We start from the raw sequence: 26,830 nt of genomic DNA on the forward strand, positions 1-26,830 counted from the left end.
GCACCGGGCCCTTTCTGAACGTCCGCTGAACGATCCGGAACCTTCATCGCCTTCCTCGCGTCTCACCCAGGCAAAAGCACTGTGACAGGTGAGGCTGGTGAGGTTGTGGCATTACGTCGCACAGTCATCGCGGCGGCCGTGATGGTGGCCACCGCGTTCAGCACCGACGGGGCGGCGGCCACGGTCTCGCCGCCCCGCCCGGCGATCCAGAAACCCCAGGCGGTGGCCACCGCGGAGCCGGCCCGGACGGCGTCCGGACCGGCCGCCACGTCCACGGCCGCCGCCGAGCCGGTGTGCGTACGGCTCAAGGGCGCGGAGGCGTGCGTCGGCCCCGACGGGAGCGACCGCCCCGGCATCACGATCGAGGACACGGCCGACGACCACCGCCATCCCGCGGTCGAGTACTACCTGAACGGCTACCTCGGCACCAAGTACGTCATCCACAACCTGGGCCGCAAGGGCGAGGTGCGCGGCAGCCGCGAGATCGGCAAGGTCGTGACGTTCCGCGCCGCCGTGTACGCGGGCGGCCGGCGGGTCAAGTACGGCCGCTGGAAGACCGTCCAAAATATCGCGAAATATCCGGTCAAGCGGGACACCCGCACCACCCCCGCCGGCGCCCGCGCCAAGTCCAGGACGTGCACCTCGACGAAGGCCGCCGCGACCATCTGCTTCGCCGAACGAAGCACGTTCGTCTACGCCTGCGACACCGCCGCCGACGAGTACCAGGCCCGCGCCGAGTACTTCGTGGCCGGGGACCCGACCACCCGCTACGAGATCCACCAGCTCGCCGGCGTCGGCACCTGCGGCAAGGCCGAGCACGGCGACCTGTCCATCAGCATGTACCGGGCCTCGGTGTTCGACCACGGCCGGCGCAAGGCCACGAGGCTGTATCGGTACAACTAGAAGGGAGCGACGATCTCCCGCACCTCCTCGGCGCACTCCCTGGCGTTGTCGTCGTGGGCGATGCTGCTCAGCAGCTCCCGCAGGTGGTAGAAGCGCATGCGCTCCTGCCAGCCGGCCGGCAGGGAGGCGGTGGCCGCGTACACCTCGAAGAAACGCCGGGCGGCCGGCGGGCGCGGCGAGCACCACAACATGCTGAGGTCCGCCTCCGCCCAGCTGTAGGAGACGGCCGGGTCGATCAGCGCCGGGCCGCCGGCGGGGCCGGAGAGGACGTTCTCGCGCCACAGGTCGCCGTGCGTGAGCACCGGTGGCGCGGGCGGCAGCAGGTCGGGCAGGGCCGCGCAGAGGCGTTCGAGCGCCAGGCGCTCCTCGCGGTCCAGCGCCGAGTCCACCAGCGGCTCCGGCAGCCAGCGCAGGATCCGGCGCTGGGCGAACCAGGCGTGCCCGTCGCCGTCCCAGGTGTTGTCCTGGCGCAGGCGGCCCAGCCAGCCGTCCCGGTGCCAGCCGAACCGCTCGCCCGCCGTGGCGGCGTGCAGGCCGGCGACCGCGAGCGCCAGCTCCTCCCAGAACCGCTCGTCGTCGTCGCGGCGCGGCGGCAGCGGCTCCAGCACGAGCAGGTCGGGCGTCACGGCCAGCACCTCGGGGGTCGTGACGCCGCCCAGCTCGCGCAGCGCGCGCAGCCCCGCCGCCTCGATCTCGAACAGGTCGGAGGCGGCGGTACGCAGCGTCTTGGCGAACACCTGGGACCCGTCGCGCAGCCGCGCCAGGCCCGCCGAGGCCACCACGCCGCCGGGCACCACCCGTACGGACTCCGCCTCGAACCCCGCCGCGCGCAGCCGCGCCAGCAGCAGCTCCATCGTCACCTCCGCCGGTAGGCGAGCAGGTAGCGCCAGAAGAGCAGGCGGCGGATCGTGGCCCCGGGCAGCAGGGCGGCCGCCTCCCGCCGGATCTCCGCCAGCGACATCTCCGGACGCTTGACCGGGGCGGGGCTCGGCGTGCCGCGGCCGGCCATCGCGAGCCTGGCGACGGCGTTGACCGGGACGGCGGCCAGGCTCCAGGCGTAGTCGGTGCGGCTCACCTCGGGGTAGCAGCCGAGGATGGCCAGGACGCCGCCGGGGGCCAGCGCGTCCCGCAGCCTGGCGACGGTGCCGAACGGCACGTGGTGGATGCTCGCCAGGCAGGAGATGTAGTCGTAGCGGCCCTCGGGCAGGTCCATCCCGGTGATGTCGGCGTGGTGGTAGCGCACGCCGGGCGCGGGCGGCGCGGCCTCGATCGCCTCGGCGGCCGGGTCCACGGCGTCCACCTGGAGGCCCAGCCCAGCCAGCCGCCGCGCGAACCTGCCGGTGCCGCAGCCCACGTCCAGCGCCGATCTGGCGCCGTCCGGCACCAGGCGCAGGAGCCGGGGGTGGTAGTGGTCGTTGTGGTCGAACGTCATTCATGACCTCCCCCACGGACAATAGCGATCAAGAGTGCCGGGGGCGCGACGTCCTCCCGCCGCCCGGCGTGAAAGTTTCAGCGTCGATTGACGCCCGTGCGGCCACCGCCCATGATCATGGTGCTTCCTGGTCAGGAGGAGGCGTCGAGCTGAATACCCGCAATCCAGCACGAGGTGCGCCGATGCCGAAAGTCCCCCTGCGAGCCGCGTTGGCGGCCCTGCTGACGCTGACCGCCCTGAACGCTCCCGCCGCGTACGCGGACGAACCCGACACCGTCGAGGTGACGGTGAACGCCCGCGCCGCGCTCGCCACCGTCCCCGAGACGGGCCTCGGCACCAACCACGCGATCTGGGACACCAACCTGGGCACGAACGAGACCGCCGACCTGCTCAAGGACGCGGGCATGAAGCTGCTGCGCTACCCCGGCGGCTCCTACTCCGACATCTACCACTGGGCCGACCACACCGCCCCCGGCGGTTACGTGGCCCCGAACACCGACTTCGACACGTTCATGCGCGGCGTACGCCGTACCGGGGCGCAGCCGATGGTCACCGCCAACTACGGCACCGGCACCGCCGAGGAGGCCGCCGCCTGGGTGCGCCACGCCAACATCACCAAGGGGTACGGCGTCAAGTACTGGGAGATCGGCAACGAGAACTACGGCAACGGCCACTACGGCACGGCCTGGGAGGCGGACGACCACGCCGACAAGAGCCCGAACGAGTACGCCCGCCACGTGGTCGCCTACGCCGACGCGATGAAGGCCGTCGATCCCACCATCAAGATCGGTGCCGTGCTGACCACGCCCGCGAACTGGCCCGACGCCATCGTGGCCGAGGGCGACAGCGGCTCCTGGAACCAGGTCGTGCTCTCCGCCACCGGATCGAAGATCGACTTCGTCATCCTGCACTGGTACCCCGGCGCCCTCGACAGGACCGGCCACATCCCCGACATGATCCAGCTCACCCGCGAGCAGATCGCCAGGTACGCCGGGCCGGGCTCGGAGCGGATCGGCATCGCGATGACCGAGTTCAACACCGGCTCCAGCAGCAACGGCACCAACACCCAGCCGGGCGCGCTGGCCGCCGCCGACGCGTACGCGACGCTGCTGGCCAACGGCGTGTTCACGGTGGACTGGTGGAACGTGCACAACGGCATCGGCACCGTCACCGAGGTCGAGGGGCACACCGACTACGGCGACTTCGGCCTGCTGTCGAGCGGCGCGTGCACCTCCGACGGCAGCGTCTGCGAACCGGCGCTGAACGCCCCCTTCGCGCCGTACTACGCGCTGCAGATGATGAGCAGGTTCGCCCGCCCCGGTGACCGCTTCATCCGCGCCGCGACGGACCAGCCGAAGGTCACCGCGCACGCAGCCCGCCGCCCGAACGGCGACCTGGCCGTCCTGATGATCAACACCTCGTCCGACACGGCGTACCCGGTCGAGCTCGGCTACTCCGGCTTCACCCCCGCCGCCGGCGCGCCCACCGTCCTGTCCCACACGAACGGCGCCACCGGCATCACCACGTCGTCGTCCGGCACCGCCACCACCCAGACGTTGCCGCCCCTCTCCCTGACCACCGTCGTGCTCAAGCCGTCCGCCGTGCATTCGGGCCGCCCCGGCGCCCCCGGCCAGCCGGCCGTCACCGGCGTCACGGACCGGACCGCCACGATCACCTGGCCCGCCGCCGAGCCCGGCGCCCGCCCGATCGCCAAGTACGAGCTCCACCGCCAGAACGGCGCCATCACCGAGCAGCTCGGCGAGACCACCGGCACCACGTTCACGGTCCGCAACCTCAAGCCCGGCACCCGCCACACCATCAACGTGATCGCCAGGGACACCGGCGGCGCCGCCTCCGACCCCTCTCCCCCGCTCACCTTCACCACCGGCACCCCCGCCGCCAGCTCCTGCTCCGTCAAGCTGACCGTCCAGACGGACTGGGCCAGCGGCTACGTCGGCTCCATCGACATCACCAACCACGGGGCGCCGCTCAACGGCTGGACCCTGTCGTTCAGCTGGCCGCGGTCGTGGCAGAGCTTCGGGAGCGGGTGGAGCGCCGTCTGGACGCAGTCCGGCTCGGACGTCAAGGCCGTCAACGAGGCCGCCAACCCGTCGCTCGCCACGGGGGCCACGACCACTGTCGGGTTCGTGGGGAACTACAGCGGCCCCAACGTGCTGCCGTCGGTCTTCACCCTGAACGGCACGGTTTGCACCACTCGGTGACCTTGCACCTTCCGGAGCACGCGGACAAGCTTCGCCGCGTGCTCCGGACCGGCCGCCGCCTCGCTCCACCCGCCATGACGGCGCACCGTCAGTCGTTCTCCACGGTGAGCAGCCCGCGCCGGAAGGCCGTGGCGACGGCGGCCGCGCGGTCGTTGACCCCTAGCTTGGTGTAGATGTGCAGCACGTGGCTCTTGACCGTGGCCTCGCTGATGAACAGCCGCGCGGCGGCCTCGCGGTTGGTCGCGCCGTCGGCGATGAGCCGGAGGATCTCCAGCTCCCGGGCGCTCAGCGGGTCGGCGGGGGTACGGACCTGGCCGAGCAGGCGGGTGGCGACGGACGGGGAGAGCACCGCCTCGCCGCGCGCGGCCGTGCGGACGGCGCGGACGAGCTCGTCCCTGCCGGTGTCCTTGAGGAGGTAGCCGGTGGCGCCGGCCTCGATGGCGGGCATGACGTCGCGGTCGGTGTCGTAGGTGGTCAGGACGAGCACGCGGGCCGCGCTGCCCAGCCTGGCGAGCTCCTTGATGGCCGCGACGCCGTCCATGCCCGGCATGCGCAGGTCCATGAGAATCACGTCGGGGTGCAGCGCCTGCGCGAGCGCGACGGCCTGCGTGCCGTCGGCGGCCTCGCCGAGCACCTCGAAGCCCGGGTCACCGGCGAACATGCCGCGCAGGCCGTCGCGGACGATGGGATGGTCGTCGGCGATGAGCAGCCGGATCCGGGGCTCAGCCACGGGCCACCGCCGGGAGGCTCGCCGAGATCGCGGTGCCCGCGCCGGCCTCGGACTCGATCTCCAGCGTGCCCGCCAGCCGGTCCACTCGCTTGCACATCGCGGTCAGGCCGAACGCCGTCAGCTTGGGGTCGAAGCCGATGCCGTCGTCGCGTACGTCGAGAGTGACCAGGTCCTCCATGTACGACAGGGTCAGCCCGACCCTGGAGGCGTTCGCGTGCTTGGCGACGTTGACCAGCGCCTCCTGCGCGGTGCGCAGCAGCGTCTCCTCGACCTCCGGATGCATGGGTCGGACCGTACCAGTGACGGTGAACTCGGCCGGTGTCCCGTGGAGCTCGTGCCACCGGTCGACGACCTCCTTGAGAGCCTCGGGCAGTGGTGCCGCCTCCAGCTGGCCGGGGCCCACCGCGTTCACGGAGCGCCGGGCCTCGGCCAGGCTCTCGCGTGCCAGCCGTACGGCGAGGTCCACGTGACGCCAGTCCTGGCCCTGCTTCGCCGCCTGCAGCTGGGTGATGATGCCCGTCAGTCCCTGGGCGAGGGTGTCGTGGATCTCGGCCGCCATGCGCTGCCGTTCGTCGAGCACGCCTGCCTCGCGGGCCTGGACCAGGAGCTGGGCGTGCAGGCCCGCGTTCTCCCGCATGGTCTGCTCCAGCTGGGTCACCATGCGCTTGCGCTCGGCGCTGCGCTCGGCCGTGATCTCGCCGACGAAGCTGAACAGCCCGACCCCCGCCACGATGGCGCCGGTGAAGAACAGGAAGGTGAGGATCGAGAACGGCGTGGGCTCCGGCAGGCCGCCGCTGTAGGCCGCGCTGCTGATCGCCGCCGTTCCGGTCACTCCGGCGAACCGCCACTTGCCCTTCAGGTACTGCCAGGAGTGGAGGTATCCGGTGAAGCCGAAGAAGCTGGCGAACCACACGCTCTGCGTACAGAGCGCGCCAATCAGTACGACCAGCCCCGCCACGTAGACCGCGCCCCGCGGCACCAGCCACAGCCACGCGGCGGCGAGCACGGCCAGGCCGGCCGTGAGCCACGGCCGGCCGCCGGTGAGCAGGCAGAGGATCGTGGAGATCGCCAGCAGCACGTACGGCGCAGCCGCGAGCTGCCGCTCCAGCAGCCGCTCCCATCGGTCGAGGCGACCGACCATCCTTCACTCCCAGCGGAAGAACTTGGTTGCCGCGAGGCCGATGACCAGGGTGTAGGCGGCCATCACGCCCAGCGTCACGGGGCTGGGAGCACTACCCGCCCAGACGTCCCGGAGGCTCTCCACGAAAGCACCCAGAGGGGTGAATGTCCCTACGAGCGCCACCATATCCGGCATCTGATCCACGGGCTGCATGAGCCCGGCGAGGTAGGCCATCGGGAAGTACAGCAGGACGCCGAACCCGTTGGCGGCCCTGCCGTTCGGCGCCAGGGCCGCCACCAGCGAGCCGATCGCGAACATGCTCGCCGTACCGAGCAGGAAGGCCAGCACGCCGGAGAACACCAGGCCGGGCAGGTGCGCGCCCAGAACCGTGCCCGCGACGGCCATCAGCAGCCCGCATGCGGCCACCACCAGCACGAGCTGGAGCAGCAACTGCACCACCAGCAGGCTTCCCGGATGCACCGGCGTGATGGACAGCCTGCGCAGGATGCCCCGTTCGCGGTAGGTGGCCAGGGTGGTGGGAAGCAGGTACAGGCCCACCAGCCCCACGGCGATGGCCAGCGCCATCGGCAGCAGCACGGTGTCTCCCGGCTGGATCGAGCTGCCGAACACCACCAGGATGAACAGCGGGATGAGCAGCGAGAACAGCGCCCCCGGTTCGCGGGTGAGCAGCTTGGTCTCCACCAGGGCGAGCTTCAGCATGATCGATCTCCTCAGAAGGACTGGCCGGTCAGGGCGGTGAACGCGTCTTCCAGCGTGCGTTTGTCGATGCGCAGGTCGCTGACCAGCACGTGGTGGCGGGCCAGGTGCGCCGTGACTGCCGTGGCGAAGTCCCCCCTGCCCGTGACGACCACGCGGTTGCCCGTCCTGGACACCCCCGTCACCCCTGGCAGCCCCGCCAGGTCGCCCAGGTCCTGCGCCTGCGCCGTGAACCGCATCTGGTGCTCGCCGCCGACCAGCCCCGACGGCGTGTCCATCGCCACGACCCTGCCGCGGTCGAGCACCGCGACGCGGTCGCACAGCTCCTCCACCTCGTCCATGAAGTGGCTGACCAGCACCACCGTCACCCCGTTGGCCCTGATCCGCTTGATCAGCTCCCAGGTCGTCCGGCGGGCCTGCGGATCCAGCCCCGTGGTCAGCTCGTCCAGGAACGCCACCCTCGGGTTGCCCACGAGCGCCAGCGCGATGAACAGCCGCTGCTTCTGACCGCCGGACAGCTTGCCGAACCTGGCGTTCCGCTTGTCCGCCAGCCCCCACTCCTCCAGCAGCTCCCGCCAGTCACGGGGCCGGGCGTAGAAGGAGGCGTACAGGTCGAGCGCCTCCCACACCTTCAGGTTCTCCGGCAACTGGGTCTGCTGGAGCTGCACCCCGATCAGCTCGTGCACCTCGCGCGCGTCCCTGATCGGGTCGAGACCGAGCACCCCGATCGTCCCGCTGTCGGGGCGGCGCAGGCCCTCCACGCACTCCACGGTGGTGGTCTTGCCGGTGCCGTTCGGGCCGAGGATGCCGAAGATCTCGCCCTCCTCCACGGAGAACGACACCCCGTCCAGAACCGTCTGGCCCGCGTACGCCTTGCGCAGGTCCGTGACCTCGATGATTGCCATGGCTCAAGCATGCTGTTCAGGCCCCTCTCGCCGAATCGACCTGTCAGCCACAACCGGCGGGGGATGATGCTGACCCGCGAATCCACCGAACGGTGGATGGACACTCACCTCGGGAAGCCGTACTCCTCGGCCAGCGCGGCGACAGGCAGCGTACGCCCCGCGTGCCGCCCCACCTCGGGATCCTCCAGCAGGGCACGCACCGCCCGCCCGGGGAACTCCACGCTGTCGCCCTCCGTGACGTCCCCGCCGAGCTCCGCCAGGATCGCCTCCGTACGCGTGAACCCCGGCGAGACGGCCAGCGCCGTGACCCCGTGCGGGCGCAGGTCGTGGGCCAGCAAGCGGGCCAGGCGGCTGACGCCCGTCATGGCGAGGTCGTAGAAGAGGTGCCCGGCGATCACCTCGGCGTCCGGGTCGGCGTAACCGGTGAGCACGATCAGGCCGCCCCGCTCGATCAGCAGCGGCGCGGCGTACCACGCTGACACGAGATGGCTGCGCACCCCGATGTCGATCATGTTGTGCCAGTGGTCGAGCGGGAGCGTCCAGAACGGGCCGCCGCGAAAGGGCAGGGCGTTGCCGGCGCAGGCGTTCGCGACCAGCAGGTCCAGCCCGCCGTGCTCGGCGCGCACCCGGGCGAACAGCGCCTCCACCGCCCGGTCGTCGGCGTGGTCGACCCGGACGGGCACGCCCGTGCCGCCGCGCTCGCCCACCTGCTCGGCGGTGTCCTCCACCGTGCCGGGCAGCTCGGAGTGGCGCTGCTCGCGGCTCTCGCGGTCGGTGACGTAGACGGTCGCCCCGGCCTCGCCGAGCACGAGGGCGATCCCACGCCCGATCCCGCGCGCCGCTCCGGTGACGACGGCGACCGTACCGGCCATGCGGGCCTCCTCGAGGCAGGCATCCCCTACGCCCGCCACCCCTACCCGCTCCGGCGCCGCTCCACCTCTTTCAGGATCCCTCGCCCCCGTACGGCGACGCGGCCGGCCACATCGTCATGTCGCCGCCGAGACCCCGCCTTCACCGAACGGCCGGGGAAGCACGCACCTCAGGATCGAGCAGCCGCAACTCACCATCGATGGCTGCTTGCACGGCACGCTCGTTCTCGTCCGTCATGCACGGATCCTACGGACGTACGTCGCCCGGACACAGCGAATATGTGACCAGGAGCGATCATCAGCAGCTGGGGCGTTGCAGCCTCTCAGCGTCCGTCACCTCGCGGGCAGGAGGAAGGGCCGATCCGTTGGAGCACCAGGCCGGCACTCACCTCAACACGACAGTCACATGATGTTCTTCGAGAATCGTCCGGATGATGTCGAAGCGCGCCGGAGCGTCACCTTCCGGAACCCCTCATCACGACGTTGCTGTCAGTGGAAATCAAAAAGCCCCGAACGATGATCCGTCCGGGGCGTTCTTGCAAGTCAATGCTGGTGGTCAGGGGCAGGGTCGAACTGCCGACCTTCCGCTTTTCAGGCGGACGCTCGTACCAACTGAGCTACCTGACCCAGAGCGGTCCTGACGGGACTTGAACCCGCGACCTCCACCTTGACAGGGTGGCGAGCACTCCAAACTGCTCTACAGGACCTTGTGTCTTGCGTTTCGTTCTGTTTGCGCTCGCTTAGCTTACCAGCTCTTCGGTGGCCTTCGACCATCCGTTTTGCGGGTGCGCTAGGCGCTCGCGGTGCCCCCAACGGGATTCGAACCCGTGCCGCCGCCTTGAAAGGGCGGTGTCCTAGGCCGCTAGACGATGGGGGCTTAGGTTTCCCTGTCGCCTTCCGTCGGGGACCTCTGAAGCATAGGGGACGATTGCCCTTGATGCCAAAGTGGCGGACCGGCGGCCGGCGAGGCGGGGGTGCCAGTGGCCGTTCCCGTTGGCGACGGGGCGGTCGTTGGCTCCGGGGAAATCATACGTTGTGGGTCGGGCTCCACGTGACGCTGGATGTAGACCGACTGCTCCCCCAGGCCGCCCAGCGTGATGTCGTCCCACGCCTGCAGGCGCCTGGTCTCCCTGTCGAAGTACAGGACCGAGGCCTGCACCGGCGTGGGCTGGGCGTGTTCGAGGGCGCGCAGCCCCGCGCCGCCCGTCGAGCCCTGGATGAGCATGCGGGTGCCCGTCGGGAACACGGTCGTGCGGCGCTCGTGGGTGTGGCCGGCCAGGATCATGGGGGCCGCGCCGGAGAAGCCGTTCCCGACCTCCCCGTCGTGCACCGCGATCAGGTCCGCCTTGCCGACCTTGGCCCGGTGGGCGCGGCCGAACTCGGCCAGCGCCGCCGGGTCGGAGTCGACGGTCACGGACTTGTCCGGGGTGAAGCGGGGGTCGCCGAGGCCGTAGATGGTCAGGCCCGCCACCTGCTGCGAGGTGTCGTCCAGGACTACGGCGTTCTTCTGCTTCTCGACGGCCTTCTGGGTGGTCATCGAGTCGTGGTTGCCGCGCACGAACACGTACGGGACCTGGAGGGTGCGGATCTCGTCGACGAACTTGTTCTCCGCCTTCGTGCCGTGGTCGGAGATGTCACCCGTGTCGACGATCAGGTCCACGGCGAACTGGTCCTTGAGAGAGCGGATGACGTTCCAGGCGATGGGGTTGAGGTGGATGTCGGAGATGTGCAGGACGCGGATGGTCTTGGGGTTGGCCTCGTAGAGCGGCAGGGTCGAGACCGTGTCGTACAGCTTCGAGACGTTCGTCACGAGCTTGGTGAGCTGGGAGCGGTACGACTCGAACCGCGTCACGATCGACTCCGCGCTGCCCACGAGCGACGGCGCGGCGGCGACCAGGCCCGAGTAGCGCGGCTCCACGAGCGAGCTGGGACGGAACGTGAGGGCCGCCAGGGCCCCGGTGGCGGCGAGGGCCACGGAGGCCGCCAGAAGGCCCACGAGAGCCGTTCTCGGGCGGCGGAAGACCATGAGGACCGCGATGAGGGCTCCGGCGCCCGCACAGAGCAGTGAGCGGATGACGAGGGCGCGCACGCCGTCCAGGAGATCCTGCTCGATCACGCCCGGCAGGCGGTCGGCGATGCGCGGGTCCTCCAGGAGGGACTTGGCGCGTTCCTGGTCGATGTTCTCGAGCGTGATGCGCAGCCTGAGCGGGGCGCTGTGGGTCTGGAAGGTGAGGGTGCCGAGCGGGCTGGCGTCCACGACCGTCTCGCCGTCCCAGGCCGGGCGGAGTGACATTCCTGTCTCCACCGGGCCCACCTGGGCGCGTACGGTGCCGCTGAGGAAGATGCCGAGCCAGGCACCCACGGCGGCCACGAGGAGCACAGCCGCGATCCTCGCGCCGCGTGATCGGAGAACTGCCTTTGACCTGTGCGCGAACTTCATACGGTTTCTTGCTTACCTGTCGGGCGAGGCAGAATGGCAGGTGTGATCGAGGTTTCGCGGGAGAAGTTCGAGGAGCTCGTGGCCGAGGCTTTGGACACGATTCCGCCGGACCTCACGCGTGCCATGAGTAATGTCGTCGTCACAGTCGTCGATGACCCGCCGGAGCCCCACCTGCTCGGCCTGTACACCGGTGTCCCCCTCACCGAACGTGGCGACTGGTACTCAGCAGTTCTGCCCGACCGGATCGAGATCTACCGCAATCCCATATGCGAAATTTGCGATACCGAGGAAGACGTGATCGACGAGGTCCGCATCACGGTCGTGCATGAGGTCGGGCATCACTTCGGCATCGACGACGCCCGACTTCACGAATTGGGCTGGTAACCCTTTGCTTTTGGTTGGCTGCTTTCGGTTGCGGTCAACCCCACCGGTCGGGCACCTTAGGTCACATAGCGAGCACCCTGAGTCAGGCACAGCGGAGTCCAGTGGGGGCCATGCGGGCGCGACGGCCGCCGGGACGGCATCGCCGTGCCGGAGAAGCACGACAAGTCACATATCGGGAAGTCATCGCCGTCAAGGAGTTCCGGGCACTCTGGTACGGCCAGGGCCTGTCGCTCCTCGGCGACCAGCTCGCCCAGGTGGCGCTCGCCGTGCTCGTCTACGACCGCACGGGCTCGCCGCTGGCCACGGCCGCGGTGTACGCGCTGACGTACCTGCCCTCCATCGTCGGCGGGCCGCTGCTGGCCGGGCTGGCCGACCGGTTCGCGCGCAGGGGCGTCATGCTGGCCTGCGACCTGCTCCGGGCCGCGCTGGTGGGCGTGATGGCGGTGCCGGGCGTGCCGTTCTGGGCGCTGTGCGCGCTCGTCTTCTTCGTCGTGCTGCTCAGCGCGCCGTTCTCGGCCGCTCGGGCGGCGCTGCTGCCCGAGGTGCTCGAAGGCGACGCGTACGTCATCGGCTCGGCGCTGCAGAACATGACCAACCAGGCCGTGCAGATGCTCGGGTTCGCCACCGGCGGAGCGCTCATCGCGACCATGGGCCCGTACCGCGCGCTCGCCCTCGACGCCGCCACGTTCCTGGGGTCGGCGCTGATCCTGGCCTCGGGCGTACGCCGCCGGCCCGCCGGCGCGGGCGCGTCGAAGCCGTCCATGTGGTCGATGACGGCGAGCGGCGCCCGGCTCGTGTTCGGCTCGCCGAAGCTGCGCACGCTCGTGCTGTTCGCCTGGCTGTGCGGGTTCTACATCCTGCCCGAGGGCATCGCGGCCCCGTACGCGGCCAGGCTCGCCGACGGCACGCTGCCCGTACCCGTGATCACCGGGCTGCTGATGGCGGCCATGCCCGCCGGGACGGTCGTGGGGGCGTTCCTGTTCAGCAGGTTCGTCTCGCCGCCGCGGCGGCTGCGGCTCATGGGGTGGATGGCCATGCTGAGCTGCGCGCCCCTGATCGTCACCGCGGTGCGCCCGCCGCTGGCCGTGGTGCTGGCGGCGTGGGTGCTGTCGGGGATCGGCGGGGCGTACCAGCTCGCGGCCAACGCCGCCTTCGTCCAGTACGTACCGGCCGAACGTCGCGCGCAGGCGTTCGGCCTCGTGCAGTCGGGGCTGATGGCCGTGCAGGGCATCGGCATCCTGGTGGGCGGGTTCGCGGCGGAGAGACTCGGCCCCGAGCCGGTGGTCGCGCTGGCGGGGATCGCCGGGGTGATCAGCGCGGCCGTGCTGGCCCTGGTCTGGACCGAGTCCCGCGACAAGACCGCCCGGGTGCGTGCCGAGGCCACCGCCTGATCACTGCTGCGGCTTGTGCTCGCCGCTCCAGTCGGTCGAGGTGGCCTTGTTCTGCTGCTTGTTGATGAGGTCCTGGACGATCGAGGTCTCGTGCTCCTCGTCCGGCATGAGGAGCCAGCCGATCGCGTACAGCGCGACACCGGCCCCGCCGAACAGCGTCGCGATCGCCAGCGCGATCCGGACCAGGTTGGCGTCGATCCCCACGTACGCGCCGACGCCCGAGCAGACACCCGCGATGATCCGGCCCTTGTGCGTCCGACGCAGCTTCTTGACGTTGTATTCGCTCATGCCTCAAGACTGCCCGGCGGCCCGGTGTTCGCACATCAGGATTGCCCCTGGTAGAACCCTGGTAGTCCCCCTTGCACGAGAGGACCCGCCATGGACGACCTGCTGCGCCTGGACGACAAGCTCAACCCTGACCAGCGGCTCATCCGCGACACGGTCAGGTCCTTCGTCGCCGACCGCGTCCTCCCCCACGTAGGGGACTGGTTCGAACAGGCCGTCTTCCCCGCCCGCGAGCTCGCGCCCGAGCTCGGCTCCCTCGGCCTGCTGGGGATGCACCTCCAGGGGTACGGCTGCGCCGGCACGGACGCGGTGTCGTACGGGGTGGCCTGCCGCGAGCTGGAGGCCGGCGACTCGGGCCTGCGCTCCTTCGTGTCCGTGCAGGGCTCGCTGGCCATGTTCCCCATCTGGAAGTACGGCTCCGACGAGCAGAAGGCGGAATGGCTGCCCCGGATGGCCGCCGGCGAGGCCATCGGCTGCTTCGGCCTCACCGAGCCCGACCACGGCTCGGACCCCGCGGGCATGCGGACGTACGCCAAGAAGGACGGCTCCGACTGGATCCTGAACGGCTCCAAGATGTGGATCACCAACGGCTCGATCGCCGACGTCGCCGTCGTCTGGGCGCAGACCGACGACGGCATCCGCGGCTTCGTCGTCCCCACCTCCACCCCCGGCTTCTCCGCCCCTGAGATCCACAAGAAGCTCTCCCTGAGGGCCTCGGTCACCTCCTCCCTGTACTTCGACGACGTCCGCCTGCCCGCCTCCGCCGCCCTCCCCGGCGTCACCGGCCTGCGCGGCCCCCTCTCCTGCCTCTCCGAGGCCCGCTTCGGCATCGTCTGGGGCGTCGTCGGCGCCGCCCGCGCCTGCCTGGAGGCGGCCGTCGAGTACGCCAAGACCCGCGTCCAGTTCGACAAGCCGATCGGCGCGTACCAGCTCACCCAGGAGAAGCTCGCCTGGATGTACGTCGGCACGGCCCAGGCCGGCCTCACGGCCCTGCACCTCGGTGAGCTGAAGGACGCGGGGCGGCTGGAGCCCCGGCAGATCAGCTTCGGCAAGCTGGCCAACGTGCGGGCCGCCCTGGACATCGCCCGCCAGGCTCGCACCATCTTGGGCGGGAACGGGATCACGCTGGAGTACCCTGTGATCAGGCACATGAACAACCTGGAGAGCGTCCTGACGTACGAGGGGACGCAGGAGATCCACACGCTGGTGCTGGGGGAGGCGCTCACGGGGATGGCGGCTTACCGGTGATGGAGGCGTCGCGGACAGGGCGGTAATCTCTGTACCCTTGCTGGTGCGAGGGGCGTTAGCTCAATTGGCAGAGCTGCGGACTTTTAATCCGTAGGTTCCGGGTTCGAGCCCCGGGCGCCCTACCACTCCGACCTGGGGTTTCCCGCGATTGTGTAGTCGAGTCGTCCGATCGTGAGTCACGGTGAGACACATGTGAGTCACGTGCCAGGGCGGGCGTTGTTCACCTTGCGCGCGGTCGCGAGCCGCTTTGAGGACCAGCCGGGCGGTGGCCCGGGCGCTGTCGTGATACAGCTGCGGCAGCACCGACGTGTACGTGTCGGCGGTGAGCACGATGCTGGCATGTTCGAGCATGCCCTGCACCACGCGCAGATCCGCTCCTGCTGCCAGGGCCAGCGTCGCGGCTCCATGTCTCAGGTCGTGCAGCCGCACCGGGGGAAGTCCGCTGGCCAGGACGAGTTTGTGGAAGCGGTAGCTGAGGTAGTCGGGATCGATTGCCCTGCCGTTCTCACGCGTGAACATCGGAGTTGACGGCGACCAAGCGGTGCCCATTTCACCGCGCTGGGCTTGTTCGTAGCGGTACAGCAGCCGGAGAGTGTCGATGTCCAGAGCGATCCCACGCTGGCTGGAGGCGCTCTTCGGCGGGCATGGGAACAGGCCGTGGTCGGTGTGTACGAGCTGGCAGGTGATGGTGAGTTCGCGCCGGTCGGTGTCGAGGTCGATCCAGCGCAGGCCGGCTACCTCGGCGCGCCGCAGACCGCGCAGAGCGATCAGCCACCACAGCGCCAATAGTCGGTCGTCACGGACGAAGGCGAGGAACTCGGTGAGTTGCTCGACCGTCCACACCGCCACGGCGGGGCGCTCACCGGTGCGCCTCCACGCGGCCACCCGCCGTGGGGTCCACACCAGGGGGTGGACGCGGCGTGGCGACGGTAGCCGTAGCCCCCGAGCCGGGTTGTCATGAATCACGTCTTCCCGGACGGCTTCGTTCAAGGCGGCCCGCAGCGTCGCGCGAATCCTTTCCAGGGTGGCCGCGCTGATCGGCTTGCCGTAGCGGGTGCGGCGCTGGGCCACAGCGGAGAACATTCTCACGACGTGCCGCCTCGACAAGCTGCGGAGCGGGATCAGGCCGAGGCACGGGATAAGGGAACAGCCGGACGTGGTCACAGTAAGCCTTGTAGGTGGTGGGCCGGATCCGCTGCTCAACCACCGACAACCAGTAGCGCAGCCACTGGGCGACGGTGCAGTACCCGGTCACAGGCGCCGCCTCCAGCGACTGGGCGAGATCGCGGACGGCCTGCCGCGCCGCCTCGGCCGTGGGGAAGCCGCCACGGCGCAGCCGCTGCCGCCGACCGGACACATCCGTCACCTGAACGGCGAAGTACCAGCTGCCATGGACGGGATCCGTCAGCCGGGCGCAGCGGTTTCCCAGCCGCTTGCCTGTCACCGCGTCGGCGCAGCCACAACGCCGATACACCACGGGATCTTGAGCGCATGCCATCGCCCTCACCTCACGCTTGGGTCACGTGAGACGACGGCAACAACAGCATCTACGTCCAGCGAAGATCAGGTAGATCTCCTATCCTCGATCTTTCTCGACCTTGAGCCGGTCGTCCATCGCCCCGGCCGAGCGCCGCAGACAACAACAGGTTCTGACCAGCCCGGGACATCGCCCGCCACCTCCGCGAGGTCACCCTCAACACTCATGTACCGGCAACTGTCTCGCTGGGCCAGCAGCCAACTCCATCCGCAAGGTCGGGCCGGGTTTCTACACCGCCCGGCCAATCTCTTCAGCGCTCTTGCCAACAGCTCAAAAGCCTTAACTACCTAGCCTTGAGCGAGCGGCCATCAGCTGCTACCGGAATCGTCTGCCGTTCCGTCCCGACCGACGACCGGCAACCGGTGCGGTGATGGTCACGGGGATGCCTGAGGGAGCTTGGGCGCCCGTGATGCGCCTCAGCTCGGCCTCGCCCGAACGGACCTCGCTGGTCTGCGGGACGATACCGGCGTCGGCCATCAAGCGGGTCATGTCACGGCGCTGGTTGGGCAGCACCAGGGTGACGACGCTGCCGGACTCGCCGGCGCGGGCGGTGCGGCCGCCGCGGTGCAGGTAGTCCTTGTGGTCGTTCGGCGGGTCGACGTTGACGACGAGGTCCAGGTTGTCGACGTGGATGCCGCGGGCCGCGACGTTGGTCGCCACCAGCGCCGTGACGTGGCCGCTCTTGAACTGGGCGAGGGTGCGGGTGCGCTGGGGCTGGGACTTGCCTCCGTGCAGCGCGGCGGCGCGCACTCCGCTGTTCAGCAGCTGTTCGGTGAGCCGGTCCACAGCGTGCTTGGTGTCCAGGAACATGATCACCCGGCCGTCGCGAGCAGCGATCTCCACAGTGGTGGCCTGCTTGTCGGCGCCCTGGACGTGCAGCACGTGGTGCTCCATCGTGGTGACCGCGCCCGCCGAGGGGTCGACCGAATGGACCACCGGGTCGTTCAGATAGCGGCGGACCAGCAGATCGACGTTGCGGTCCAAAGTGGCGGAGAACAACATCCGCTGGCCACCTGGGCGCACCTGGTCGAGCAGGTGGGTGATCTGCGGCATGAAGCCCATGTCGGCCATCTGGTCGGCCTCATCCAGCACGGTGATGCCGACCTGGTCCAGGCGGCACTCGCCACGCTCGATGAGATCCCTGAGCCGTCCCGGGGTCGCGACGACGACCTCCGCGCCGTTGCGCAGCGCCTGGGCCTGGCGGCCGATCGACATGCCGCCGACGACCGTGGCCAGCCGCAGCTTCAGTGCTTGGGCGTACGGCGTGAGCGCATCGGTGACCTGCTGGGCCAGTTCCCTGGTGGGGACGAGGATCAGGGCAAGCGGTCGCCGCGATTGTGCCCGCTGTCCGGAGGTGCGGACGAGCAGGGCCAGGCCGAAGGCGAGCGTCTTGCCCGACCCGGTGCGCCCCCGCCCCAGGACGTCCCGGCCGGCCAGGGAATTCGGCAGCGTGGCCGCCTGGATCGGGAACGGTTCGTTCATGCCCAGGCCGGTGAGCACCTTAAGCAGCGCGGGCGGCATGCTCAGCTCAGCGAACGTCGCGGCTGCGGGCAGGGCCGGGGTGACGGTGACCGGCAGCGCGAACTCTCCCTGGACCGCGGCGGGACGCCGCCCGTTGCCGCCCCAACTGGAGGCGCCTGAACGGCCCTGAGCCCGAGAGCCGAATCGGCCGCCCCTGCTTCGGGCGGAGCCGCCCGTCCGGGGCGAAGAGTTGCGATCGTGCGCGCGAGTTGCGTGGTTCATGCAGAACCTTCCTCGATGCGGCACGTGTCAGGTGGTTCTCGGTGCGATGAGCGGCACAAGAACAGCGAGCACGAGCCGAAGAAAAGACGAGTCGAACCGGCGGGAACGGCCTGGACTCGTACGTCGAAATGGTCGGCTTTCGCCGAAAGAACGCGGCTGTGCTGCCGCGCCGTAGGACTGGAGCGGGCCTGTGCCCGAACCGGAGCCATCGGTGGTGCATCCGGTGCGCGGCGGAAGAACAGCCACGCTGTGCTTCTCGGGTTGTGAGCCATCACGGCACGATGGATGCCACAAAAAAGCAACGTGCCGGGGCCGCGCCCTGCGGCGCAGGCCCCGGCTACGTGGTGCGTCAGTGTCAGGCGGGAACGATGTTCTCGGCCTGCGGGCCCTTCTGGCCCTGCGTGACGTCGAAGGCCACCTTCTGGCCCTCGCGCAGCTCACGGTAGCCGCCGTTGGCGACGATGTTGGAGTAGTGCGCGAAGACGTCGGCGCCGCCGCCGTCCTGCTCGATGAAGCCGAAGCCCTTTTCCGCGTTGAACCACTTCACGGTGCCAGAAGCCATGTTGATCTCCTTTGATGGGTGCAAAGCCGAAATCCGCATCCAACGGATCCCGCGTCGCCGCGATAGGACCACACCCGGAGATGACCGGAAAAACAAAAATGCACCTGAGGCCACATACCGTCAGGTGCACACAAGTCTTTATGGGTACCACAACTGCAACTAGGCCCAATCTAGCACACGTGTGGCTGTGCTGCGCATGCCCCCCGCCAACGTCGGCATCATCCGCGCTGAGACTCGAGCGTTGCCTGCGGCGGGTGACGAGGAACGCCACTTGGGCGAGACTGACGTGGCTGCCGGTGGCTCGGGTACCGGAGAAGTTGGCGCCTGATCCTCAGCCGGTAACCACGGCGGGGTCGGTGGCATGGCCCGGTCGAGGCCGGGCATGGGGGGGCGGTCTGGCCGCCCCGGGTTACGGTTGGCGGGAGGTCCGGAGGCCCAGTCATGGCTCTGATGCTGGCTAGGGGTCGAGTGGGCCGGTTGAGTATCTGGTCACCGGGCCGTAGCCGAGCTCACCGTCCGCGTCCCTGGTGTCATTCAGCGTCTGCCTGGCCACCGTGGCGGTGGCCGGGGGCAAGGCGCTGGCCACCGCGTGGGACCGGCACCTTCGCGCACGCCCGCGCTATTGAGCGCCACGAACCCGCCGCCCGCCACCGTCACCGTGACCAGGAGCCCGGCCACCATCCTGTCCCTGCCACGGCACGGCGCCGCCGGCCAGGCATGGCCTCCGGCTCCGCCTTACCGTCAAGGGTGGCCATGCCCATCAAGGACCTCCCCGGGCTGGCGGCAGCCAACTCCTTCTTGCACTTCTCCTCAGCCGCCGGCGCCTTCACCCAGCGCCTCACCCACCTCCAGGAACGACACCAGGGCAAGCCCGGCCTCATCAAGCGGCCCAACGACGCCGGCCTTACAGCCGAGTAAACCAGCCCTTCCATGCCTGGCGGCCAGCGATCCCCACCAGCGGGATTCGCGTGGCCACACCGCCCGGCCAGCCGAGAAGTGCGCATGGTCAAGGGATGCCAACCGTTGCACGGTTGCTCGGTGGATGCTCATCGGCACCTGATACGGCATACCACCGGGCGGCATCCTCGGACATTTTGAGCACGGGCAACGCATGACATCGCGACACAAGAGGACACGTTTCGATAGTGGGCGGCACGAGGTCCACAGTGGCGCCCTGGTCACCGGGTGGCTCTCTGCCGCGGAGGCGATCGACCAAGGACGGAGTGCTCCCGGCCAGAGGCGTTCGTCGTGACCTGGCTACGGAGTGGGCACCTCAGGAGGCGTGCAATATGCGTGCAATGATCAAGGTCTTTCTCGGCATGGAGCACTCTATGCTCCCAGGTCAACGGCCGTGAACCGCCGAGAACGGTCATGAGCTGCAAAACCCTCAAAGGAGGTTGCGGTGGCCGATCCTCTCGTCCCGTTCCGTTGGTTGGAAGCCTCGCCAGGAGACCGCGACGATCTGCTTGGTGAGATCTTCTGTGTGTCCTTTTTCGCGGGCTCGAGCCTGCCGAGGTGCTGCACCGCTTCGGGGGCGGACGCCCAGGGCGGGAGATGACCTTCCATGAACTCTGTGTCAAGGTCTGGGAGTCGGCAGGGATGACCGACGACGACTATGTCGGAGTCGTCCAGGTCGGCGAGTGGAGCGTGGCCGTTGAACTGCGGGGTTTCCAGGCGCAGCTGGCCGAGCCGTTGACCGGGCTGTCTCGGGGATGTGAGGTGGTGGCCGTCGGACGGCACGATTATGCGGAGGACGGCTTCAGGTACGTGGTAGATGGCAAGGTCGTCACTAGCTTCACGCCGCACCTGCCAGGCACTCGGTGGGGCAGCGACCCGGACCGGATCAACGAGCTTATGCGTGAAACCGGCTTGCCTCCGGAGGAGTTGGATGAAGAGGCATGGGAGGCGACGTGGGATGACATGTACACCAACAGGATCTCGCGGGCATTTTTACTGGCGGCCAAGATCACCGGCGTGGTGTTCACTCCGAGAATCCTTGACAGACCCCTGCTTGTCGGCGTCATCGGCTCTTGATCACGAGGGAAGGCCCTCTCTCCCAAGAGATCCGCGGCTCCCGGGGCGATCGTGGCTGGCGTTGCCTTGCGGGATATATCCGGGATGATCTTCACTGGCAGGGGAAGGACTTGAGCCGCACCCCGAGGTCAGAAAACTGATGTAGCCGGAGACGTCAGCCCGCTGTAAAACCGTCGCCAGTTGGCGGGCGTGCCCGTTGCGTGCCCCGGTGGGGTGGTGATCAAGGGGGAATCACGGGGAGTCGCGGGCAGGGCCGCCCGGCATCTGACCAGAGCCGGAGCACGTCAGGGGATCATGAGCCGAAATCTTCCAATCTGGTGGTGCGCATTCCCAAGGTGTAGACGCCGTTCTACCGATGATCAACAATCTGGTGGATCTCCGCCGACTGCGTGGAGCGCATCGATGTACCCGCCGCCGACGTCGAACCGCGTGATGTCCGTTGTCCTGTTCGTGAAGCACGTGAGCGCCCAGTCCGCCGCAGGGCCGATCTCCTGCAGGCGCAATCGCTTCTTTCGGGTGATCCCGCGGGCGCGGCCGATGTAGCAGACATGGGGGTCGATCTTCTCCATGTAGACCCCCATAAGGGGAAACGCTGTGGTCAGCGTCTCAATCAAGCATTTGGTGGAGTCAAGGTCGATGTCTGGCAGAGGTTGGAAGTGCTCCCCGCGCAAGGCGATGGCACGATGGGCCGTCATCGCGCCCTTCCATCCCGAGCGCGTCGCGTGCTCGATGTCGCGGAGGCGTATGGCCGAGTAGCCGTCGAGACGGAGTGCGTCGGAGATGGTGTGAAGCAGCACCCACTTGCGACCGATGCCGACCGCGTAAGCGTCGAGTCGATCCGCATCGTCGATCTCACGGCTGACTCTCACGGGTTCACCAGAACTTCTTGCTCTCTTCAGGTCCTTGAGAGCCCTCCCTTTAGCCATGATTCCGGATCATGCCAGTTCGTATGCTGTTGCTCATCTGCTTTACGGGCCGTCCTGGATGATGGGGGATATCCGTACTGCAACGGAGGCGCACAACCGCTCACAGATCCACGCTTTCGGCACTGCTCGGGATGGAGTGGCAAGCGTCTCATCGCGGCATGGATGGTCCTGATAAGGAAGCGATCAGCGAGCCGCGAGGGTTGCAGTTCGTGTTGCAATACCAAGCCGTTCAGAGCCGTCCGTGACGGACCGCGAACCCCTCCCCGTCCAGAGGGCTGCCTGGCCTGAGCCGAGAAGGACGCCCGCGTCCACGACGCCCGACACGCCGCTGCGACTCTCCTCAGAGAGCAAGGCGTGGTCCGCCCAGGTCGTTGATGGTAGGGCGCCCGGGGCTCGAACCCGGAACCTACGGATTAAAGATCCAGGCCAAGCCGTTCCAGATCGTTCAATGCGGGTCAGCAGCCATTCGGCGTCGCGCCGTACCGGGCCGAGGGCAGACCGCGTTGGGACGGTCGCGGCGACGACCGAGCGCGGGACGATCAGAACCGCCGGCTCGGGGGATCGGGCGCTGACGGTGGCTGGCCGGGCGGGCGGGCGGGCGGGCGAGGGGCATGATGGAGGAAAGCACTGGCTGCCCCAGACCCTGGCGGTCCCGTTCCATGGCAAAGGACCGTGATGGCGGTGGCCGGCGGACCGTCCCTTGGCTTGGCGGCCGAGACAATCCTGAAGAGGCACTCCCGTGGCGGCGGTGATCGCGTCACGGCGGTCAGCGGGCAGCGGCGCCCGCTGCTGGTCGCCGGCGACCGGCCTGGCGTGAGCGGAGGCCGGGCGGATGGCGCGCTTGCCGGACGGTGATCGGCGCCTGCTGCTGGCGTGCCGGTTCGGCCACGCCTGGCTGCCCCTGCTGCGGCACGCGGTGTCCATCCAGGCGGCCCGGGCCGGGCTGAGCGGTGTGCGCTGGGACGATTTCGTCCTGGCGGTGCACGAGGCGGCGGTGAACGCGGTCGGCCATGGCGGTGGCAGGGGCGAGCTGCGGCTTTGGCGCAACGGGACGATGTTGTGCTGCCAGATCAGCGACGACGGGCCTGGCGCCGAGGCGGGCATGCCGAACGGCGCCCATCTGCCCTCGCTGGACGGCACCGAGTGGCGCGGTCTGTGGCTGATCCGCCGGCTGTCCGACGAGATCGCCATCACCAGCGGGGCGGAAGGCACCGTGTTGCGGGTGTCCTTCCGTCTGCCGGGCTGATCCCGCCCGAACCGGGTCCGGGCGGGATCAGCCGCCGGTCGAGGCGTGACGCGCCTGTTTCGTGGTGCTGCGGCACCTGTACGTGTTCGCCCTGCCGGGCCGCCGAGGCACCTCACACCACCATCGGCAGGCCGCGGTCCAGGCCGGTGATGTGCAGCAGCCGGGACATGAACGGGCGGGGCGCCCTCAGGACGACGGTGATGCCCATCGACCGGGCGCGGCGCTGGATGCCGACCACGACGGCCAGGCCGCCGGCGTCGCAGAACGACACCTGCGACAGGTCAAGGATGAGCACGCTCGTGCTGTAGTGCAGCGTGCTCATCAGTTGCCTGCGAAGCGCTGCGCTGGTGAAGAGGTCGATCTCGCCGGAAAGATGGACGATGGTCGGCTTGGACGGGCCGGCCACGCCGAGCGGGGCGGTGTCGATGACGGTCATGGGATGTCTCCTTTTTATGGAATGTCTCCTTCGGCTGGTCAGGGGTCATGTCTGCTGTCGGTGATCGATCCGCCCCCGTTCGGCTGCCGGGCAGAGCCGGCGGCCGACGCCCGCGCATCGAGGTCGGGCGGCTGGCGGGCGAGGAGGCGGCTCTCGTCAACGGTCAGGCCGGCCGTGTCGCGAACGGTCGCCCGGAGCTCGGCCGTCGCGGCGCCGATGGCGGCGCCCGGCGGGATGACCAGCAGGACGACGGGCTCGCCGGCCGCGAAGAACAGAGTGATCAGGCGCGGGTCGATGGGACGGAGCCCGTTGTCGATGGGACGGAGCCCGTTGATGTGGACCTGGCGCCCGCGTGCCGGGATGCGGCGTGGGACGCTGCGCCACGCGTCGCCGTGCAGGCTGATGCGGAGCGTGACACGGCCGAGCAGCCGGTCGACGGCGGTGATGAGACCGGGCAGCTCGGCGGCCGCGTCACGGGAGTAGGGCCACCAGGCTCCGTCGACCACGGCGCGGCGATCCAGGGCCGGGTAGAGGCGGAGCCTCAGCGTGGAATCCACCCGGGGGATCGCGGACGAGGCAGAGCTGAGCGGTGCGGGCCGGGAGAGAAGTGTCGGCATCATGATCGCCTGGCCTGTCCGGGTCCCTCCGTGGGACCGGTGGTGGTTCGCCGGGGGCGACGCAGACCTGATTGCCAACGCTCAAAAGTCCTCGGTACTTACAGTCTACCTCTCGATGGAGGTCAGCCGTGCTATGCGTCCGCGTCCTGCGGCTGGTCAGGCTGGTCGGGCTGGCCCAGGGCTGGCCCAGGGTGGGGCCAGGGCGGGGCCAGGGTGGGGCCGGCCGGCGAGCGGGCGCTGGGGGTCGCGGGAGGGCGTGTCAGGTGCGCAGCTTGTAGCGGATGGGCAGGCGCTTGATGCCGCCGACGAAGGTGGTGGCCGTCCATTCCGGGCGGCCCGCGAGCTCGATGTCGTCCAGGCGGGGCAGCAGCTCGGCGAACAGGGCCCGCAGCTCCATCCGGGCCAGCGCCGCGCCCAGGCAGTAGTGCACGCCGAACCCGAAGGCGAGGTGCCGGTTGGGGTCACGGCCGACGTCGAAGGTGAACGGGTCGGCGAACACCTCCTCGTCGCGGTTGGCCGACGGGTACGACAGCAGGACGGACTCTCCCGCCCGGATCGGCACGCCGCGCAGGCTGGTGTCGGCCGACGCCGTGCGCATGAACTGCTTGACGGGGGTGACCCAGCGGATCATCTCGTCCACCACCAGCGGCAGCAGGCCGGGGTTCTCGAGCAGCCGGGCCCGCTGGCCGGGGTGTTCGATGAGGGCGTGCAGCCCGCCGGCGACGGTGGAGCTGGTGGTGTCGTGGCCGGCGGTGGCGATGATGACGTAGTAGGAGGCCGTCTCCAGGTCGTCGAGCGGCTTGCCGTCCACCGTGGCGTTGGCGATGGCGGAGGCCAGGTCGTCGGTGGGGTGGGCGCGGCGGGCCGCGGTGAGCTCCTGGAAGTAGGCGAAGAAGTCCAGCAGGACCGAGAACTGCTCCTCGGAGCTGCCGCCCCGCCTGTTCTCCTGGTCGTCGCCGCCGAACAGCTCCTGGGTGAGCTTGAGCATCCGGGGAAAGTCGGACTCGGGCAGGCCGAGCAGCGAGAGGATCACGTACAGCGGGTAGTGCACCGCGACCTGGGTGGCGAAGTCGCACTCCCCGCCGTAGGCGGCCATCCGGTCCACGTAGCGGCGCGCGAGCTCCTGGATCCGCGTCTCCATGGCGCGCATGGCCTTGGGCCGGAACCAGTCCGCGGCGATGGCCCGGACCACCCGGTGTTGCGGGTCGTCCAGGTGCACGAGGGTTTTCAGCGCGACGCCGTCCGCCGCGTGTTCCCTGGCGAGGTCCTCGTGGTCGCTCCTGAGGAGATGCGGGCGCGGCGCGCTGAGCCACAGGGCGTTGTCACGTTCGATCCGCATGATGTCGGCGTGCCGGGTGACGGCGTAGAACGGCCGGTAGCCGGGGCTTCGTACGAGGTGGACCGGGTCCTCGCGGCGGAGCAGGGCGAGCGCCTGGTGCAGCCGGGTCTCGTCGGTGTAGGCGACGGGGTCGGCGAGCATGAGGCCCGCGTGTTCGGCGGTCATGATCCTTAAGGTAGGGGCCGCCCCCGGCGGTCTCCTGCGCACCCCCGGCTCACGCGATGGCGGCGACACGGGCTCTCCTGAGCGAGGATCATCGGAAAGTGTGCTAGCCTGAGGTGCGTTGCAGTTATGGTACCCATAAAGACTTTATGCGCGCCTGATAGATTGGATCTATGGGCGCGTTTCTGTTTTCCGGCTTTTCCGGATGGGCTCATCGCGGCGGCACGAGATTCACGAGGTGTGAATTCTCTAGTTTTCCCGGCACTGTCTGAAGGAGATCGACATGGCCACCGGCACCGTCAAGTGGTTCAACTCGGAAAAGGGCTTCGGCTTCATCGCGCAGGACGGCGGCGGCGCCGACGTCTTCGCCCACTACTCCAACATCGTCGCCAACGGTGGCTACCGTGAGCTGACCGAGGGGCAGAAGGTGTCCTTCGATGTCGTCCAGGGCCAGAAGGGCCCGCAGGCGGAGAACATCGTCGCCGCCTGACCTGGCACATCACGAGGCCGGGTCCGCGCTCAGGCGCGGGCCCGGTTTCCGGTCGCCACCATGCCCCGCCCCTCGCGCGGGCCCCGGCGCCCGCGGCCCGGCCGCGACCGTCCGCGTCGCGCGGACCTCGGCGCCCGTGCCCCGGACGCCCGGATCGAGCCCGGACGGGATGCGCCACATTTCGCCTCGGGGTCGATTTATTCGCCGGCGAGGCGCATACTTGCCCAATGAGACGTACTTCGCCGGCTGCCCGGCGACGCCCTCCGGGCAGCCCTTTCAACACTCCGGAAATACCTCCCGCGCCTATCGAGCAGTTTGCGGCCGGTGACCGGGTGAGCCATGACAAATACGGCCTCGGCCGGGTTCTCGCGGTCGATCAGGATGACGCTGTTCTCATCGATTTCGGCGCGGCCACGTATCGAATCGCCTCACCGTACGCCAAACTCGTGAAGCTGTGACGAGCACCGCGCCTCCCCGGTGCTCTCGTCGCCGGTCGGCCCTGCGACAGTTCGGGAGGATTCATCATCATCAGCGAGCCCAGCGTACGCAGCACGCACCGTCGCGTGGTCGAAACCGCGATCTTCGGCTTGGGCGACCAGTCCCACCACCCTGAGACAGCCCGATGGACGTGTCCCCACGGGCAACATGTCGGACAGGGCTGCGTGCCGTGCTACCGCGCCGCGATGGCCCCCGACGCGGCCCTGCCGCTGTGGGCGGCCGTGGTGTGGTTCACCTCCCCCCGGCCCATCCCCATCAAAGTCCTGCACGATGTGCACCGCCACGGCCGCCACTTCTCCCTCGACCAGCCCTCGACGCCCCTGGTCTTCCTCCTCACCGGGCAGGCACACGCGGCTCAGGGCGTGGAGGCGGTGGCGGGCCTGGTCGGTTTCCTCCTCCAGAGCCGGGGCGCCGTCGACGACTTCACCGTGACGGAGGTACGCGCCACCCGCTTCTGACGCGCCCGGCCGTGGTCTCCGGCCGCGCGCTGGTACCCCTGGCTCTACCACCCTTGGGGCGCAGGCGGGAGCGACGGTGACGGCCCGCCGCTGATGTGCTGAGCGCTGTCAGACAAGCGCTCCCCCAAGGAACTGA

At 69.3% G+C, this 26,830-nt stretch carries 26 protein-coding genes, 4 tRNA genes and 1 pseudogene; 12 read left to right on the forward strand and 19 right to left on the reverse strand.

Annotated elements, in window-relative coordinates; genetic code table 11:
* The first annotated feature begins 105 nt into the window (after positions 1-105).
* The gene (locus tag ACBJ32_RS34580; protein ID WP_375130331.1) at positions 106-903 is read left to right on the forward strand and encodes a hypothetical protein; all 798 of its coding nucleotides are present in this window, start codon (positions 106-108) and stop codon (positions 901-903) included.
* Here ACBJ32_RS34580 and ACBJ32_RS34585 read toward each other — a convergent pair.
* Complete coding sequence (locus ACBJ32_RS34585) at positions 900-1,757, reverse strand: fructosamine kinase family protein (RefSeq protein ID WP_375130332.1); 858 nt, start codon at positions 1,755-1,757, stop codon at positions 900-902. The genes ACBJ32_RS34580 and ACBJ32_RS34585 overlap by 4 nt on opposite strands.
* A 2-nt stretch (positions 1,758-1,759) precedes the next feature.
* The gene (locus ACBJ32_RS34590) at positions 1,760-2,335 is read right to left on the reverse strand and encodes a class I SAM-dependent methyltransferase (protein ID WP_375130333.1); all 576 of its coding nucleotides are present in this window, start codon (positions 2,333-2,335) and stop codon (positions 1,760-1,762) included.
* Between the two features lie 182 nt (positions 2,336-2,517).
* Here ACBJ32_RS34590 and ACBJ32_RS34595 point away from each other — a divergent pair, with 182 nt between their 5' ends.
* Positions 2,518-4,557: a cellulose binding domain-containing protein gene (locus ACBJ32_RS34595; protein WP_375130334.1), complete on the forward strand. Its 2,040-nt coding sequence runs from the start codon at positions 2,518-2,520 to the stop codon at positions 4,555-4,557.
* Positions 4,558-4,645: 88 nt separating this feature from the next.
* Here ACBJ32_RS34595 and ACBJ32_RS34600 read toward each other — a convergent pair whose 3' ends face one another.
* The 9 genes from ACBJ32_RS34600 to ACBJ32_RS34640 all read right to left on the reverse strand — a co-directional run bounded on the left by ACBJ32_RS34600 (position 4,646) and on the right by ACBJ32_RS34640 (position 11,278).
* Positions 4,646-5,287 carry a response regulator gene (locus ACBJ32_RS34600; RefSeq protein WP_375130335.1) on the reverse strand — a complete coding sequence of 214 codons (642 nt, stop codon included), beginning with the start codon at positions 5,285-5,287 and terminating at the stop codon, positions 4,646-4,648.
* Positions 5,280-6,428: a sensor histidine kinase gene (locus ACBJ32_RS34605; protein ID WP_375130336.1), complete on the reverse strand. Its 1,149-nt coding sequence runs from the start codon at positions 6,426-6,428 to the stop codon at positions 5,280-5,282. The genes ACBJ32_RS34600 and ACBJ32_RS34605 overlap by 8 nt, the downstream gene beginning before the upstream one ends.
* A 3-nt stretch (positions 6,429-6,431) precedes the next feature.
* Positions 6,432-7,127, reverse strand: a complete 696-nt coding sequence (locus ACBJ32_RS34610) for an ABC transporter permease (protein WP_375130337.1) — start codon at positions 7,125-7,127, stop codon at positions 6,432-6,434.
* An 11-nt stretch (positions 7,128-7,138) separates the two neighbouring features.
* Positions 7,139-8,029 carry an ABC transporter ATP-binding protein gene (locus tag ACBJ32_RS34615; protein WP_375130338.1) on the reverse strand — a complete coding sequence of 297 codons (891 nt, stop codon included), beginning with the start codon at positions 8,027-8,029 and terminating at the stop codon, positions 7,139-7,141.
* A gap of 104 nt (positions 8,030-8,133) precedes the next feature.
* Positions 8,134-8,901: an SDR family oxidoreductase gene (locus ACBJ32_RS34620; protein WP_375130339.1), complete on the reverse strand. Its 768-nt coding sequence runs from the start codon at positions 8,899-8,901 to the stop codon at positions 8,134-8,136.
* A gap of 547 nt (positions 8,902-9,448) precedes the next feature.
* Positions 9,449-9,525: transfer RNA gene (locus ACBJ32_RS34625), tRNA-Phe, on the reverse strand.
* A gap of 5 nt (positions 9,526-9,530) precedes the next feature.
* Positions 9,531-9,605 (reverse strand) — tRNA-Asp (locus tag ACBJ32_RS34630).
* A gap of 97 nt (positions 9,606-9,702) precedes the next feature.
* Positions 9,703-9,775 (reverse strand) — tRNA-Glu (locus ACBJ32_RS34635).
* On the reverse strand, positions 9,776-11,278 hold the full coding sequence (locus ACBJ32_RS34640; RefSeq protein ID WP_357892843.1) for a metallophosphoesterase: 1,503 nt from the start codon (positions 11,276-11,278) through the stop codon (positions 9,776-9,778).
* A gap of 93 nt (positions 11,279-11,371) precedes the next feature.
* Here ACBJ32_RS34640 and ACBJ32_RS34645 point away from each other — a divergent pair, with 93 nt between their 5' ends.
* Both ACBJ32_RS34645 and ACBJ32_RS34650 read left to right on the forward strand, forming a co-directional pair.
* Positions 11,372-11,722, forward strand: coding sequence for a metallopeptidase family protein (locus ACBJ32_RS34645; protein ID WP_185100311.1), 351 nt, complete (start codon positions 11,372-11,374; stop codon positions 11,720-11,722).
* Between the two features lie 110 nt (positions 11,723-11,832).
* Positions 11,833-13,113, forward strand: a complete 1,281-nt coding sequence (locus tag ACBJ32_RS34650; RefSeq protein ID WP_357892845.1) for an MFS transporter — start codon at positions 11,833-11,835, stop codon at positions 13,111-13,113.
* Here ACBJ32_RS34650 and ACBJ32_RS34655 read toward each other — a convergent pair whose 3' ends face one another.
* A complete protein-coding gene (locus ACBJ32_RS34655; RefSeq protein WP_357892847.1) occupies positions 13,114-13,401 on the reverse strand; it encodes a PspC domain-containing protein in 288 nt (95 codons plus the stop codon). It abuts the gene before it with no gap.
* Positions 13,402-13,491: 90 nt separating this feature from the next.
* Between ACBJ32_RS34655 and ACBJ32_RS34660 the strand changes: the two genes are divergently transcribed.
* Positions 13,492-14,646, forward strand: a complete 1,155-nt coding sequence (locus ACBJ32_RS34660; RefSeq protein ID WP_357892849.1) for an acyl-CoA dehydrogenase family protein — start codon at positions 13,492-13,494, stop codon at positions 14,644-14,646.
* Positions 14,647-14,695: 49 nt separating this feature from the next.
* A tRNA-Lys gene (locus ACBJ32_RS34665) sits at positions 14,696-14,771 on the forward strand.
* A 232-nt stretch (positions 14,772-15,003) separates the two neighbouring features.
* Here the strand turns inward: ACBJ32_RS34665 and xerC are convergent.
* The 3 genes and pseudogenes from xerC to ACBJ32_RS34680 all read right to left on the reverse strand — a co-directional run.
* Positions 15,004-15,729, reverse strand: a pseudogene (xerC, locus tag ACBJ32_RS34670) (tyrosine recombinase XerC); the annotation flags it as partial.
* A gap of 769 nt (positions 15,730-16,498) precedes the next feature.
* Positions 16,499-17,926: a DEAD/DEAH box helicase gene (locus ACBJ32_RS34675; RefSeq protein ID WP_375130340.1), complete on the reverse strand. Its 1,428-nt coding sequence runs from the start codon at positions 17,924-17,926 to the stop codon at positions 16,499-16,501.
* Between the two features lie 355 nt (positions 17,927-18,281).
* Complete coding sequence (locus ACBJ32_RS34680; RefSeq protein WP_020545593.1) at positions 18,282-18,488, reverse strand: cold-shock protein; 207 nt, start codon at positions 18,486-18,488, stop codon at positions 18,282-18,284.
* 753 nt (positions 18,489-19,241) lie between these two features.
* Here ACBJ32_RS34680 and ACBJ32_RS34685 point away from each other — a divergent pair.
* Positions 19,242-19,406: a hypothetical protein gene (locus ACBJ32_RS34685; RefSeq protein WP_375130341.1), complete on the forward strand. Its 165-nt coding sequence runs from the start codon at positions 19,242-19,244 to the stop codon at positions 19,404-19,406.
* Positions 19,407-19,967: 561 nt separating this feature from the next.
* Entirely contained in the window at positions 19,968-20,522 is a 555-nt protein-coding gene (locus ACBJ32_RS34690) for a DUF6461 domain-containing protein (protein ID WP_375130630.1), read from the forward strand.
* A 359-nt stretch (positions 20,523-20,881) separates the two neighbouring features.
* Here the strand turns inward: ACBJ32_RS34690 and ACBJ32_RS34695 are convergent, their stop codons facing one another.
* Positions 20,882-21,391: a hypothetical protein gene (locus ACBJ32_RS34695; protein ID WP_375130342.1), complete on the reverse strand. Its 510-nt coding sequence runs from the start codon at positions 21,389-21,391 to the stop codon at positions 20,882-20,884.
* 889 nt (positions 21,392-22,280) lie between these two features.
* On the opposite strand from ACBJ32_RS34695, the gene ACBJ32_RS34700 reads away from it, so the two are divergent.
* A complete protein-coding gene (locus ACBJ32_RS34700) occupies positions 22,281-22,694 on the forward strand; it encodes an ATP-binding protein (RefSeq protein ID WP_375130343.1) in 414 nt (137 codons plus the stop codon).
* Positions 22,695-22,806: 112 nt separating this feature from the next.
* On the opposite strand, the gene ACBJ32_RS34705 is transcribed toward ACBJ32_RS34700, so the two are convergent.
* The 3 genes from ACBJ32_RS34705 to ACBJ32_RS34715 form a co-directional block, all read right to left on the reverse strand.
* Positions 22,807-23,130 carry an STAS domain-containing protein gene (locus tag ACBJ32_RS34705; RefSeq protein ID WP_375130344.1) on the reverse strand — a complete coding sequence of 108 codons (324 nt, stop codon included), beginning with the start codon at positions 23,128-23,130 and terminating at the stop codon, positions 22,807-22,809.
* Between the two features lie 38 nt (positions 23,131-23,168).
* Positions 23,169-23,687 (reverse strand): DUF5994 family protein, encoded by a 519-nt coding sequence (locus ACBJ32_RS34710; RefSeq protein WP_375130345.1) that lies wholly within the window; start codon positions 23,685-23,687, stop codon positions 23,169-23,171.
* A 319-nt stretch (positions 23,688-24,006) separates the two neighbouring features.
* Positions 24,007-25,251 carry a cytochrome P450 gene (locus tag ACBJ32_RS34715; RefSeq protein ID WP_375130346.1) on the reverse strand — a complete coding sequence of 415 codons (1,245 nt, stop codon included), beginning with the start codon at positions 25,249-25,251 and terminating at the stop codon, positions 24,007-24,009.
* Between the two features lie 280 nt (positions 25,252-25,531).
* Here ACBJ32_RS34715 and ACBJ32_RS34720 point away from each other — a divergent pair, with 280 nt between their 5' ends.
* The 3 genes from ACBJ32_RS34720 to ACBJ32_RS34730 all read left to right on the forward strand — a co-directional run bounded on the left by ACBJ32_RS34720 (position 25,532) and on the right by ACBJ32_RS34730 (position 26,694).
* On the forward strand, positions 25,532-25,738 hold the full coding sequence (locus ACBJ32_RS34720; protein WP_139637865.1) for a cold-shock protein: 207 nt from the start codon (positions 25,532-25,534) through the stop codon (positions 25,736-25,738).
* A 227-nt stretch (positions 25,739-25,965) separates the two neighbouring features.
* Complete coding sequence (locus tag ACBJ32_RS34725) at positions 25,966-26,196, forward strand: hypothetical protein (RefSeq protein WP_375130347.1); 231 nt, start codon at positions 25,966-25,968, stop codon at positions 26,194-26,196.
* Between the two features lie 225 nt (positions 26,197-26,421).
* On the forward strand, positions 26,422-26,694 hold the full coding sequence (locus ACBJ32_RS34730) for a hypothetical protein (protein WP_357881962.1): 273 nt from the start codon (positions 26,422-26,424) through the stop codon (positions 26,692-26,694).
* Positions 26,695-26,830: the final 136 nt, after the last annotated feature.

Origin of the sequence: Nonomuraea sp. GTA35, from assembly GCF_041950525.1 — a bacterium.
Lineage (GTDB): Bacteria > Actinomycetota > Actinomycetes > Streptosporangiales > Streptosporangiaceae > Nonomuraea.